At 59.7% G+C, this 13,421-nt stretch carries 11 protein-coding genes; 8 read left to right on the top strand and 3 right to left on the bottom strand.

Annotation, left to right across the window (positions count from 1 at the left end; translation table 11 throughout):
- From fadB to CFE47_RS29295, 6 genes are all read left to right on the top strand, one after another.
- Positions 1–1,964, top strand: a 1,964-nt coding sequence (gene fadB / locus CFE47_RS29320; protein ID WP_286842429.1) for a fatty acid oxidation complex subunit alpha FadB, incomplete at its 5' end; no start/stop codon positions are given.
- A gap of 29 nt (positions 1,965–1,993) precedes the next feature.
- Positions 1,994–3,169 carry an acetyl-CoA C-acyltransferase FadA gene (gene fadA / locus CFE47_RS29315; RefSeq protein WP_185709378.1) on the top strand — a complete coding sequence of 392 codons (1,176 nt, stop codon included), beginning with the start codon at positions 1,994–1,996 and terminating at the stop codon, positions 3,167–3,169.
- A 97-nt stretch (positions 3,170–3,266) separates the two neighbouring features.
- Entirely contained in the window at positions 3,267–3,503 is a 237-nt protein-coding gene (locus tag CFE47_RS29310; RefSeq protein ID WP_027604241.1) for a DUF1653 domain-containing protein, read from the top strand.
- Positions 3,504–3,617: 114 nt separating this feature from the next.
- Positions 3,618–6,239, top strand: a complete 2,622-nt coding sequence (gene topA / locus CFE47_RS29305; protein ID WP_286842427.1) for a type I DNA topoisomerase — start codon at positions 3,618–3,620, stop codon at positions 6,237–6,239.
- 127 nt (positions 6,240–6,366) lie between these two features.
- Entirely contained in the window at positions 6,367–6,888 is a 522-nt protein-coding gene (locus CFE47_RS29300; RefSeq protein ID WP_286842425.1) for a DUF6586 family protein, read from the top strand.
- Between the two features lie 131 nt (positions 6,889–7,019).
- Positions 7,020–7,253: a hypothetical protein gene (locus CFE47_RS29295; RefSeq protein WP_017254451.1), complete on the top strand. Its 234-nt coding sequence runs from the start codon at positions 7,020–7,022 to the stop codon at positions 7,251–7,253.
- 155 nt (positions 7,254–7,408) lie between these two features.
- Here the strand turns inward: CFE47_RS29295 and sulA are convergent, their stop codons facing one another.
- Together sulA and lexA are read right to left on the bottom strand one after the other, a co-directional pair.
- Positions 7,409–7,882: an SOS-induced cell division inhibitor SulA gene (sulA, locus tag CFE47_RS29290; protein ID WP_058425063.1), complete on the bottom strand. Its 474-nt coding sequence runs from the start codon at positions 7,880–7,882 to the stop codon at positions 7,409–7,411.
- Positions 7,883–7,892: 10 nt separating this feature from the next.
- The gene (gene lexA, locus CFE47_RS29285; RefSeq protein ID WP_003172575.1) at positions 7,893–8,501 is read right to left on the bottom strand and encodes a transcriptional repressor LexA; all 609 of its coding nucleotides are present in this window, start codon (positions 8,499–8,501) and stop codon (positions 7,893–7,895) included.
- Between the two features lie 263 nt (positions 8,502–8,764).
- On the opposite strand from lexA, the gene CFE47_RS29280 reads away from it, so the two are divergent.
- Entirely contained in the window at positions 8,765–9,472 is a 708-nt protein-coding gene (locus CFE47_RS29280; protein ID WP_159959411.1) for a TetR/AcrR family transcriptional regulator, read from the top strand.
- Positions 9,473–9,617: 145 nt separating this feature from the next.
- Complete coding sequence (gene nagZ / locus CFE47_RS29275; protein WP_286842420.1) at positions 9,618–10,628, top strand: beta-N-acetylhexosaminidase; 1,011 nt, start codon at positions 9,618–9,620, stop codon at positions 10,626–10,628.
- A gap of 94 nt (positions 10,629–10,722) precedes the next feature.
- On the opposite strand, the gene CFE47_RS29270 is transcribed toward nagZ, so the two are convergent.
- The gene (locus CFE47_RS29270; RefSeq protein WP_286842418.1) at positions 10,723–13,413 is read right to left on the bottom strand and encodes a DEAD/DEAH box helicase; all 2,691 of its coding nucleotides are present in this window, start codon (positions 13,411–13,413) and stop codon (positions 10,723–10,725) included.
- Positions 13,414–13,421 lie beyond the last annotated feature (8 nt).

Genomic DNA, 13,421 nt, shown 5'->3' with positions numbered 1-13,421 from the left:
AGGACGTGTTTATCGTCGGCGCTGACATCACCGAATTCGTCGACAACTTCAAGCTGCCCGATGCCGAGCTGGTGGCTGGCAACCTCGAAGCCAACAAGATTTTCAGCGATTTCGAAGACCTCAACGTTCCCACCGTTGCCGCAATCAACGGCATCGCGTTGGGCGGTGGCCTCGAAATGTGCTTGGCGGCAGACTTCCGTGTCATGTCCGCGACCGCAAAAATCGGCCTGCCTGAAGTCAAACTGGGCATCTACCCAGGTTTTGGCGGCACCGTACGCCTGCCGCGTCTGATCGGGGCCGACAACGCCATCGAGTGGATTGCCGCCGGTAAGGAAAACAAAGCTGAAGACGCACTGAAAGTCGGTGCCGTCGACGCTGTAGTTGCGCCGGACAAACTGGCCGAAGCCGCTCTGAACCTGATCAAAGGCGCCATCAGCGGCGAATTTGACTACAAGGCCAAGCGTCAGCCGAAGCTGGAAAAACTCAAGCTCAACGCCATCGAACAAATGATGTCGTTCGAAACCGCCAAAGGTTTCGTGGCTGGCCAAGCCGGCCCGAACTACCCGGCACCGGTTGAAGCGATCAAGACCATCCAGAAGGCTGCGAACTTTGGTCGCGACAAAGCCCTGGAAGTGGAAGCGGCTGGTTTCGTCAAATTGGCGAAAACCTCCGCTGCCCAGAGCCTGATCGGCCTGTTCCTGAACGACCAGGAGCTGAAGAAAAAGGCCAAGGCCTACGACGAAATCGCCCGCGACGTGAAACAGGCTGCCGTACTCGGCGCCGGGATCATGGGCGGCGGTATCGCCTATCAGTCGGCGTCCAAAGGCACGCCGATCCTGATGAAGGACATCAACGAGCACGGCATCGAGCAAGGCCTGGCGGAAGCCGCCAAGCTGCTGGTGGGTCGTGTGGATAAAGGTCGCATGACCGCCGCGAAGATGGCTGAAGTCCTCAACGGCATCCGTCCTACGCTGTCCTACGGCGATTTCGGCCACGTCGACCTGGTGGTCGAAGCGGTTGTCGAGAACCCGAAGGTCAAGCAAGCCGTATTGGCTGAAGTGGAAGCCCAGGTCAAAGACGACACCATCCTGGCATCCAACACCTCGACCATTTCCATCTCGCTGCTGGCCAAGGCGCTCAAGCGTCCGGAAAACTTCGTCGGCATGCACTTCTTCAACCCGGTGCACATGATGCCGCTGGTAGAAGTGATCCGTGGCGAGAAGTCCAGCGAGCAAGCGGTTGCGACCACCGTTGCCTACGCCAAGAAAATGGGCAAGAACCCGATCGTGGTCAATGACTGCCCGGGCTTCCTGGTCAACCGCGTGCTGTTCCCGTACTTCGGCGGTTTCGCCAAGCTGGTCAGCGCCGGTGTGGACTTCGTGCGCATCGACAAAGTCATGGAAAAATTCGGCTGGCCAATGGGCCCGGCGTACCTGATGGACGTGGTCGGCATCGACACCGGCCACCACGGTCGCGACGTCATGGCCGAAGGCTTCCCGGACCGCATGAAAGACGACCGCCGCTCGGCGATCGACGCGCTCTACGAAGCCAAGCGCCTGGGCCAGAAGAACGGCAAGGGCTTCTACGCCTACGAGGCCGACAAGAAGGGCAAGCAGAAGAAAGTGGCCGATCCTTCGGTGCACGAAGTACTCGCGCCGGTCATCTACGAGCAGCGTGAGGTGTCAGACGAAGACATCATCAACTGGATGATGATCGCCCTGTGCCTGGAAACTGTGCGTTGCCTGGAAGACGGCATCGTTGAAACCGCCGCCGAAGCCGATATGGGCCTGGTGTACGGTATTGGTTTCCCTCCATTCCGTGGTGGTGCACTGCGTTACATCGATTCGATCGGTGTGGCCGAGTTCGTTGCCCTGGCTGATCAATACGCTGATTTGGGCCCGCTGTACCACCCGACCGCGAAGCTGCGTGAAATGGCCAAGAATGGCCAGCGCTTCTTCGGTTAAGTGCCCAGACGACTAGAGCGAGAATATTTATGAGCTTGAATCCAAGAGACGTCGTGATTGTCGACTTCGGTCGTACTCCGATGGGCCGCTCCAAGGGCGGCATGCACCGCAACACCCGTGCCGAAGACATGTCGGCGCACCTGATCAGCAAGCTGCTGGAGCGTAACGTTAAGGTCGATCCGAACGAAGTCGAAGACGTGATCTGGGGCTGCGTCAACCAGACCCTGGAACAGGGCTGGAACATCGCGCGCATGGCCTCCTTGATGACCCAGATCCCACACACCGCTGCCGGCCAGACCGTCAGCCGGCTGTGTGGTTCGTCGATGAGCGCGCTGCACACTGCCGCCCAGGCGATCATGACCGGCAACGGTGATGTATTCGTGGTCGGTGGCGTGGAGCACATGGGCCACGTCAGCATGATGCACGGCGTTGACCCTAACCCGCACATGTCGCTGTACGCGGCGAAAGCCTCGGGCATGATGGGCCTGACTGCGGAAATGCTCGGTAAGATGCACGGCATTACCCGCGAAGCCCAGGACGCGTTCGGCCTGCGCTCCCACCAGCTCGCCCACAAGGCGACCCTGGAAGGCAAGTTCAAGGATGAGATCATCCCGATGAACGGCTACGACGAGAACGGTTTCCTGAAACTGTTCGACTACGACGAAACCATTCGTCCGGACACCACCCTGGAAAGCCTGGCGGCCCTGAAGCCGGCGTTCAATCCAAAGGGTGGCACCGTGACAGCGGGCACTTCGTCGCAAATCACCGACGGCGCCTCGTGCATGATCGTGATGTCGGCGCAGCGTGCCCAAGACCTGGGTATCCAGCCGCTGGCCGTGATCCGTTCGATGGCAGTGGCGGGTGTGGACCCGGCGATCATGGGCTATGGTCCAGTACCGGCCACACAAAAAGCCTTGAAGCGCGCAGGCCTGACCATCTCCGATATCGACTTCTTCGAGCTCAACGAAGCTTTCGCCGCACAGGCTCTGCCAGTGCTGAAAGATCTGAAAGTGCTCGACAAGATGAACGAGAAGGTTAACCTGCACGGCGGTGCGATTGCCCTGGGCCACCCATTTGGTTGCTCCGGTGCACGTATCTCCGGTACTTTGCTTAATGTGATGAAGCAAAATGGCGGCAACCTCGGGGTTGCAACCATGTGCATTGGCCTCGGCCAAGGCATTTCCACCGTCTTCGAACGCGTCTAAGCGTTCCGTTGACGGAAGCCGGGGCCCAGTGCCCCGGTTTTTGTTTTTTGGCAGTTTTGTATTTTTTTTTTAACAAATTTTGTAAGAGGGCCAGAGCATGAAAGTCGAACCAGGGCTCTACCAGCATTATAAAGGTCCGCAGTACCGTGTTTTCAGTGTGGCGCGGCACTCCGAGACCGAAGAAGAAGTGGTGTTCTACCAAGCACTGTATGGCGATTACGGCTTTTGGGTACGCCCATTGAGCATGTTCCTGGAGACCGTCGAAGTTGACGGCGAGCAAGTCCCGCGCTTTGCTTTGGTCCAGGTCGAACCCAGTCTTTTTTCAGGGCAATAACGGCAGGTCGCGCAGAATGCTGCGCTTGACCTCACCTTGTTGCCACTATATATAGCGTTGCCGCGACAGGCGCCAACTGCCTTTCTCTTCTCGAATTCAGGAATTTTCCGATCCATGGGCAAATCGCTGGTCATTGTGGAATCCCCGGCTAAGGCCAAGACCATCAACAAGTACTTGGGCAACGAGTACGTGGTGAAGTCGAGTATCGGCCATATCCGAGACCTGCCCACCAGCGGTTCGGCTAGCGCCAGCAAGGAGCCTGCTGCCAAGCGCGGCAAGGCGGCTGCGGGCGAAGGTCCGGTGCTCAGCCCTAAAGAGAAAGCGCGCAAGCAGCTGGTCTCGCGCATGGGTGTGGACCCGGATCATGGCTGGAAAGCCAAGTACGAGATCCTTCCTGGCAAGGAAAAGGTCATCGAAGAGCTGCGCCGGCTCGCCAAAGATGCCGACACCATCTATCTCGCAACGGACTTGGACCGCGAAGGGGAAGCCATTGCCTGGCACCTGCGGGAAGCCATCGGCGGTGACGACAGCCGCTACAAGCGTGTGGTGTTCAACGAAATCACCAAGAAAGCCATTCAGGAAGCCTTCTCCAAGCCGGGCGAACTGGACATCGACCGCGTCAACGCCCAACAGGCCCGTCGTTTCCTCGACCGCGTCGTGGGTTACATGGTCTCGCCGCTGCTCTGGGCCAAGATCGCCCGTGGCCTGTCCGCCGGCCGTGTGCAGTCGGTAGCGGTCAAGCTGGTGGTGGAACGTGAGCGTGAGATCCGTGCGTTCATCCCCGAAGAGTACTGGGAAGTCCACGCTGACCTCGGCACCGCCAAGGGCGCCAACGTGCGCTTTGAAGTGGCCCGCGAGAAAGGCGAGGCCTTCAAGCCGCTGAACGAAGCCCAGGCCATGGCCGCGCTGGAGAAACTCAAGTCTTCCAGCTACAGCATCGTCAAGCGCGAAGACAAGCCGACCAGCAGCAAGCCATCGGCTCCGTTCATCACGTCCACCCTGCAACAGGCTGCGAGTAACCGCCTGGGCTTTGGCGTGAAGAAGACCATGATGATGGCGCAGCGTCTGTACGAAGCGGGCTACATCACCTATATGCGTACCGACTCCACCAACCTGTCGGTGGACGCGGTAGCGATGGCGCGTACTTATATTGAAGGCGAATTCGGCAAGAAGTACCTGCCGGAGAAACCGAACGTCTACAGCAGCAAGGAAGGCGCCCAGGAGGCTCACGAAGCGATTCGTCCTTCCGACGCCAACACCACGCCTGCCAAGCTGAGCGGCATGGAGCGCGACGCTGAGCGCCTCTACGAGCTGATCTGGCGCCAATTTCTGGCCTGCCAGATGTTGCCGGCGCAATACCTGTCCACCACGGTCACCGTGGCGGCGTCTGACTTCGAGCTGCGTGCCAAGGGCCGTATCCTCAAATTCGACGGCTATACCCGCGTCATGCCGCAGATCGCCAAGCCTGGCGATGATGACGTGCTGCCGGACATGGCCCAGGGCGACACGCTGAAGCTGATCAAGCTCGACCCATCCCAACACTTCACCAAGCCGCCGGCGCGTTATTCGGAAGCCAGCTTGGTGAAAGAGATGGAAAAACGCGGTATCGGTCGTCCTTCCACCTATGCGGCGATCATTTCCACTATTCAGGACCGCGGTTACGTTGCGTTGCACAACCGTCGTTTCTACTCGGAAAAAATGGGCGACATCGTCACTGAGCGTCTGTCCGAGAGCTTCTCCAACCTGATGGACTACGGCTTCACTGCCGGCATGGAAGAGAACCTCGATGACGTGGCCCAGGGCGAGCGTGACTGGAAAAACGTGCTGGACGAGTTCTACGGCGACTTCAAAAAGAAGCTCGAAGTAGCGGAAAGCCCAGAGAACGGCATGCGCGCCAATCAGCCGGTGATGACCGACATTCCGTGCCAGACCTGTGGCCGGCCGATGCAGATCCGTACCGCATCCACCGGTGTGTTCCTCGGCTGCTCGGGCTACAGCCTGCCGCCGAAAGAGCGTTGCAAGGCGACCGTCAACCTGGTTCCGGGCGATGAAATCGCGGCCGATGACGAGGGTGAATCCGAGTCGCTGGTATTGCGTGGCAAGCATCGCTGCCCAATCTGCAGCACGGCGATGGATGCCTACCTGCTGGATGAGAAGCACAAGCTGCACATCTGCGGTAACAACCCGGATTGCAACGGCTACGAGATCGAAGAGGGCACCTACCGCATCAAGGGCTACGAAGGTCCGAGCCTGGAATGCGACAAGTGCGGTAGCGAGATGCAACTCAAGACTGGCCGCTTCGGCAAGTTCTTCGGTTGCACCAACCCGACGTGCAAGAACACCCGCAAGCTGCTGAAAAGCGGTGATGCGGCGCCGCCGAAGATGGACCCGGTGAAGATGCCGGAGCTCAAGTGCGAGAAGGTCAACGACACCTACATCCTGCGTGATGGCGCTTCGGGGCTGTTCCTGGCTGCCAGCCAGTTCCCGAAAAACCGCGAGACCCGTGCACCGCTGGTGTTGGAGATCGTGCCGCACAAGGATGAGATCGATCCGAAGTACCACTTCTTGTGTGAAGCGCCGAAGAAGGACCCGGATGGCCGCCCAGCCGTGATCCGCTACAGCCGCAAGACCAAGGAGCAGTACGTGCAGACCGAAGTGGACGGCAAGCCTACCGGCTGGAAAGCGTTCTACGACGGTGGCAAGTGGAAGGTCGAGGATAAGCGTCAGGGCGCTTGATCGACTGATCTGCCAAATACTAAGGCCGCCTGCATAGGCGGCCTTTTTTTGCGCTTGCAGTGCGCTCGGCTGATCCGTGACACTGTTAAGCCAGCATCATGCTTCTTTCGTTGTGGAGACTGCCGTTATGGCCAACGAACTCTATACCCGTACCAATCAGAAAATTTACTTCGCGGGTTTGTCCCTGGAAGCCCTTGGCCGTGCCGAGGAAGGGAAGGAGATGAACGCCATCGCGCTGGTCCAGGCGGGGCGTGAAGCGGCGTTGTTCCACCTGTACGGCGCTTTGTTGGGCCTGTGCCATGAAATCGCCGGGTTCTATCGCTTGCCCCAGGCGGGCTCGCCCCGTGCAGAAATGATCATGACCCGGGAAGTGCTGGAGGCCATGGCCATTCCTGAGCTGGCGGAGTTGGTAGAAATGGCCCAAAGCCCGGACAGTTGGGTTGCGCGTTTGCTTAAGGCTCATGCCGACATGTTCCAGCCGCCACGTGTGCCTCATGTGCCCAAGGGCGACGTGACCCAGCCATTGATCGTAGCGGTGGCGCTGGAAGAGGATGAGCCTAAGCCGTTGAGCCGTGAGGAGCTCGAAGGCTGGCGCCAAGAGCTGAAAAAGATGGCGTTGCGCTTTCGCGAAGGGTTGAACGAGTGCTGATGAACCCCCATTGATAAGGGTACACAGCACAAAGCACCGTTCATCAAGCTGTCAAGAAACCTCTTCAGATCCTCAGCGATGCCGGGTGGATGACTGATATAATCCCGGCCTTTCGTGGAGAACAGATTGTTATGCCAACGTCCTTTCTGGAAATTGTTGAATTGCCTGACGGCCGAATCGAGCTGCGCCGGGCTGAGGACGAGGGTTCTCTGGTTATTCTGGATTTTTCCGAGGACGCCAAAGCGTTCCTGCAAGGTCAGCACGTGGAAGTGGCCAAGGCCATGTTGAGCGTGGGTGTGCAGATGGCAGGCCGGTTGGCGGAAGGCGAGCCGGAGAAGGAAGATGGGCCGCGGGTGCTTCACTGAGTAGCCGATCGAGCCCTGTAGCGAGCGGGCTTGCCCCGCGCTGGGCTGCGAAGCGGCCCCAGAACCAAACGCCGCGTAATAACTGATATACCGCAATAACTTATTTAGGGCCGCTTCGCAGCCCAGCGCGGGGCAAGCCCGCTCACTACAACTGCTCAGCCCAATCGAATATTCAAGCTCTGAGCATCGCCCGTACGCGCGGCGCTGATCAGCTGTTGCTTGGCACTCGCATTCAACGGGTTCAACCAGCTCACCACTGTATGGCTACGCCCCAATCGCAAGGCTTCGCAGGTCAATTGCTGGGCACTTTGCGCGCCACGCGGTTGCAGCAACAGGATACGTTCGCGGTTGAGGCCGGCGTCCCGCAGCCAAGCCTGGGTCAGGCTGGCGGGCGGTGCGATCAGTGTCAGCCAGCGAGCATCCTGCTCTTCGCTGAGTTCGCGAAGGATCGGCGCCAGCAGGCTCAGGCAGCTGCCAGCAGCACCGCGCAACGACAATTCACTGAACGCTTCAGGCTCGGCGCTCCAAGGCGCCTCGACCGTTTCCTTGAGGATGGGCGCAAGAGGTTGGGCCATAAAGGCCTCGAACAGCGACAGTTGTGTATGTTGTGGGGTGTGCACGAGCTGCATGATGCCTCCTTTAGCGGCGAATGACGCCGACGCTCAAGCCTTCGATCACCAGGTCCTGATCTTTCAGGTTCACTTCAATCGGGGCGAACTCCGGGTTCTCGGCCAGTAGCCAGACCTTGCTGCCTTCGCGCTTGAAGCGTTTGACGGTGACTTCATCGCCGATACGGGCGACTACGATCTGGCCATTACGGGCTTCGCGGGTGGTGTGGACGGCCAGCAGGTCGCCATCGAAGATGCCCACGTCCTTCATGCTCATGCCGTGGACCCGCAACAGGTAGTCGGCTCGAGGATGGAAGAAGGTCGGGTTGATGTTGCAGGACTCCTCGACGTGCTGCTGCGCCAGGATCGGCGCACCGGCGGCGACGCGACCGATGATGGGCAGTGTCGATTCGTCGGCCTTGGCTTCGAAGCCAGGGATGCGAATACCGCGTGAAGCCCCCGGGGTCATCTCGATTGCGCCTTTGCGCGCGAGGGCCTTGAGGTGTTCTTCGGCGGCGTTGGGGGACTTGAACCCCAATTCCAGCGCAATTTCCGCTCGGGTCGGCGGGTAGCCGTTGTCATCGAGGCAGCGCTTGATAAAAGCCAGAATCTCAGCTTGGCGTGGCGTCAGTTTTAGCATGTTGATCGCTCTGTCTTTTTATACAGTGACTGGGATTATATACAGTGAACTGCGCTTGGCAATCATCCTTTTCCTTGCGGCCGCTGGACGGTCATTCGTCATCCTTCCTACAAGTGAGAGATAGCGCTGCCTACAGGCCTGGATGAATGTGATTAAATAGCGATGAAATACATGACTGCCCGGCCGGAATGCGAACTCGCAGGGTTGACAAGACACACCCTGAAACGTATGTTTCAAACAAGTGTTTGTCAGGCGGAGTAGCCATGGCCCAGTCGGAAACCGTTGAACGCATTCTCGATGCTGCCGAGCAATTGTTCGCGGAAAAAGGATTTGCTGAAACTTCATTGCGGCTGATTACCAGCAAGGCCGGGGTGAACCTGGCGGCAGTGAACTATCATTTCGGCTCGAAAAAGGCCCTGATCCAGGCGGTGTTCTCACGCTTCCTGGGGCCGTTCTGCGCCAGCCTCGACCGTGAACTGGAACGTCGCCAGGCCAAGGCCGACAGCAAGCCAACCCTGGAAGACCTGCTGGAAATGCTGGTGGAACAGGCGCTGGTGGTGCAGCCGCGCAGTGGCAACGACCTGTCGATCTTCATGCGCCTGCTGGGCCTGGCGTTCAGCCAGAGCCAGGGTCACCTGCGGCGCTACCTGGAAGACATGTACGGCAAGGTGTTCCGCCGCTATATGCTGCTGGTCAACGAAGCCGCTCCGCGTATTCCGCCTATCGAACTGTTCTGGCGCGTGCACTTCATGCTCGGCGCTGCGGCGTTCAGCATGTCCGGGATCAAGGCCTTGCGCGCCATCGCAGAAACCGATTTTGGCGTGAACACTTCTATCGAGCAGGTAATGCGCCTGATGGTGCCGTTTCTCGCCGCCGGCATGCGTGCCGAAACCGGCGTGACTGACCCTGCCATGGCCGCCGCCCAACTGCGTCCCCGCAGCAAAACAGCTCCGGCCGTCGCCAAGGTCTGACCTTTGCGGGTGTGCGTGGCCGCTTGCATCCGCTAAGCTAGCCGCCCATGCCGATTTCAGTTATTTACTCGCAACCCGTTGTGCTCACTGCGCGAATCGCGCTGGTCGAGCGCAACGGGTTGTGTGCGTTATTTAAGGAAGGTTTATGAGTGTTGCCCTGCAAGGTTCTTTGATGGTCGACGTTGCCGGTACTTGGCTGACGGCCGAGGATCGTCATCTGTTGCGCCAGCCTGAAGTCGGCGGCCTGATCATTTTTGCGCGCAATATCGAGCATCCACGCCAGGTACGTGAGTTGAGCGCGGCGATTCGTGCCGTGCGCCCGGATCTGCTGTTGGCCGTCGATCAGGAGGGCGGTCGCGTACAGCGTCTGCGCCAGGGCTTTGTGCGCCTGCCAGCCATGCGCGCGCTGGCCGACAATCCCAACGCCGAACACTTGGCCGAGCAGTGCGGCTGGATCATGGCCACTGAAGTGCTGGCGGTCGGCCTGGATTTGAGCTTCGCTCCGGTACTGGATCTGGACTACCAGCGCAGTGCCGTGGTCGGCACCCGTTCTTTCGAAGGCGACCCCGAGCGTGCCGCCTTGCTCGCAGGGGCTTTCATTCGCGGTATGAACAGCGCCGGTATGGCCGCCACCGGTAAACACTTCCCGGGCCATGGTTGGGCTGAGGCCGATTCCCACGTCGCCATTCCCAATGACGAACGTAGCCTGGAGCAGATTCGCGCCCATGACCTGGTGCCTTTCGCACGCCTGAGCAAGCAGTTGGCGGCAGTGATGCCGGCCCACGTGATCTACCCGCAGGTTGACGCTCAGCCCGCAGGTTTCTCGCGACGCTGGTTGCAGGACATCCTGCGCGGCGAGCTGCAGTTCGATGGGGTGATTTTCAGTGATGACTTGTCGATGGCAGGTGCCCATGTGGTGGGCGATGCGGCGAGCCGGATTGAAGCTGCACTGACGGCGGGTTGTGACATGGGTTTGGTGTGTAATGACCGCGCCGCTGCGGAGCTGGCACTGAGTGCTGCGCAGCGGATGAAAGTGACGCCGTCGGCGCGGATTGCGCGGATGCGGGGGCAGGCGATTGCGTCGACCGACTATAAGCAGGATCCGCGTTGGTTGGCGGCGCTGACCGCGTTGCGCGATGCTCAATTGATCGACTGAAAACCGCGTTGCTGCCATCGCAGGCAAGCCAGCTCCCACACTTGGAACGCATTTCCCTGTGGGAGCTGGCTTGCCGGCGATGGCAATCTGACAGTCAACGCTTCTCTTGTTTGTGCGGTAAAGGCGCAAACAACGCCTCGATATCCTCATTGCCCAACTGCCAATCCCCCGTTGTACGCCCATCCAGCACACCCGCCGCCAAGTCGGACTTTTCTTTCTGCAGGTGCTGAATTTTCTCTTCCACCGTGCCCCGCGCAATCATCTTGTAGACGAACACCGGCTTTTCCTGGCCGATGCGATACGCACGGTCAGTCGCCTGGTTCTCCGTAGCCGGGTTCCACCACGGGTCGTAATGGATCACCGTATCGGCTTCGGTCAGGTTCAGGCCTACGCCACCGGCCTTCAGGCTGATCAGAAAGATCTGCAGCTTGCCGCTCTGGAAGTCCTTCACTGGCGTGCGCCGGTCGCGGGTCTGGCCGGTCAATAGGGCGTAGGCAGTCCCACGTTTTTTCAGCTCGATTTCGATCAGGCTGAGCATCGAGGTGAACTGGGAAAACAGCAGGATGCGCCGCCCTTCGGCAAACAGCTCTTCAAGCATTTCCATCAAACTGTCGAGCTTGCCCGAGCTGCTGCCACGGGCGGGCAGGGTGGCGTCGTTGACCAGGCGCAAGTCGCAGCACACCTGGCGCAGCTTGAGCAGTGCTTCAAGAATGATGATCTGGCTGCGCGCCACGCCCTTGCGGGTGATTTCGTCGCGCACCTTCTTGTCCATGGCCAGGCGCATGGTTTCGTACACATCGCGCTGGGCTTCATTGAGGTCCACCCAGTGGACGATCTCAGTCTTGGGCGGCAATTCCGTGGCCACTTGTTCCTTTGTGCGGCGTAACAGGAAGGGTTTGATCCGACCGTTGAGGTGTTGCAACCGCACATCACTGGCGCGCTTTTCGATGGGCACGCGGTAATCGCGATTAAAACTCTTCACGTCACCCAGCCAACCCGGCAGCAAGAAGTGGAACAGCGACCACAACTCGCCCAGGTGGTTTTCCAACGGCGTACCGCTCAGGCACAGGCGTTGTCGCGCATTCAGCTCGCGCGCGGCCTGGGCCGCCTTGCTGGAGGGGTTCTTGATGTACTGGGCTTCATCGAGGATTAGCACATGCAAGGGCTGTGCGGCGAGCAGTTCGATGTCTTTGGGCAGCAGCGCGTACGTGGTCAGCAGCAGGTCATAGTCCTGCAAGTGGGGGAAATGTTTCTTACGCCCCGCGCCATACAACGCCAATACCTTGAGTTGCGGGGTGAAGTGCGCCGCTTCATCCAGCCAGTTCGGAATCAGGCTGGTGGGCATCACCACCATGCACGGTCGATCCAGGCGCCCGGCGATTTTCTCGGTAAGAATATGCGCCAGGGTTTGCAAGGTTTTGCCCAGGCCCATGTCATCTGCAAGTATCCCGCCGACATCGAGCTGGCGTAGCGACTGCATCCAGCTCAATCCTTCCAGCTGATAGGGACGCAAGGTCGCGTTGAGCCCTTCGGGCGCTGCGCACGTGAAGTCCCTGATGTCCCGCAGGCGTTGTGCGAAGTTGCGGATCTTCTCGCCACCTTCCCATTGCAGGGGCAGGTCTTCCAGAGGGTTCAGGCGGATCGCATCGGCCTTGGCCAGGCGCAGCGTGGTGGTGCCGGATTCCTGCAGGTAAAACTCACCGAGGGTCGCGAGCACAGGTTTCAAGCGGCCGTAGGGTAGTGCGACCTGGATGGGGCCGTGGCCATTGGGCAGGCCCGGAATATTCACCAGGATCAGCTCATCATCGCGGCGGCGGGCAAGTTTCTCCGGGTTGAGGATCTCGGTGTGGGAACGCATCAAGTTCAACAGGATCGGCAGCAAGCTCAGCCGCTCGCCGTTGACGATGATCCCCAGTTCCAGATCAAACCAGTCGCGCTCCGGCCCTTCATCGACCGTCGCGTACCAGTCATCGACGGCGCTCAGGTCAAAGCCGAAATCATCATCGATCAGCAATTCCCAGCCCTCGGCTCGCAAGGTCGGGGTGGCATTGAGGGTGAAGGTCAGCCAGGCACTGTCATTGACCATCTCGAACAGCTCGCCGGCACTTTCGGGCAAGGCCTTGCTTTGGCGTGTGGCGATCTTGAACCCGAGAAGACGCAGTTGTTCGCGGTACGGCTGCTCCAGCTCCGGATGCCGCTTGATCCGCAGGCTCTGAGCCTCCTGGCGCACCACGATATCGGCGTTCTTCTGCCCGCTGACGTAGTTGCCCAGGTAGTTGAATGACAGTGCCGCCCGGTGCTGGATATACCGCTGCATCTTGCCGTTGCGCGGTTCAAACGCGCTGAACTCCACGCTGGCCATCCACAGGCGCGGCACCGGTGGCACATCTTCCATCACCACTTGTGGCAGGGCCACGCGGTTATCCAGTACGGCCTGGAGTTTTTCCAGCAGTTCGGCATCCTGGGCCGCCGCCGGGTAGGCCAGGGTTTCCTGGACTTTGAGCAGCACCGCGGCGATGTGTTTGCAGTTGGTGTGTACCGGGCAGGTGCAGCGGCTGTCCACCAGGATCAGCGTGCCCTTGGCCGACTCGCGTAGTGAGATGGTCTGCCGATAAACGTTGCCGCCCGAGCCTTCGCAGCTGGCGACGATGGTGCTGTCGCCGGACTCGACAATGCGCACCCGGTTCTCCAGGGCATAGCGCCGGCCACGCTCAAGGCTTTGCTCTTTAAAGCGATTGGCCCACGAAGGGGCCAGGGGTTTGGTCAGCGACGACGGCAGGGACATGGTGCGGG

Origin of the sequence: Pseudomonas sp. PGPPP1 (genome assembly GCF_002255865.1) — a bacterium.
GTDB lineage: Bacteria > Pseudomonadota > Gammaproteobacteria > Pseudomonadales > Pseudomonadaceae > Aquipseudomonas > Aquipseudomonas cremoris.
The sequence above is the reverse complement of the archived record's forward strand: the minus strand, read 5'-3'. Positions and strand labels throughout refer to the sequence as shown.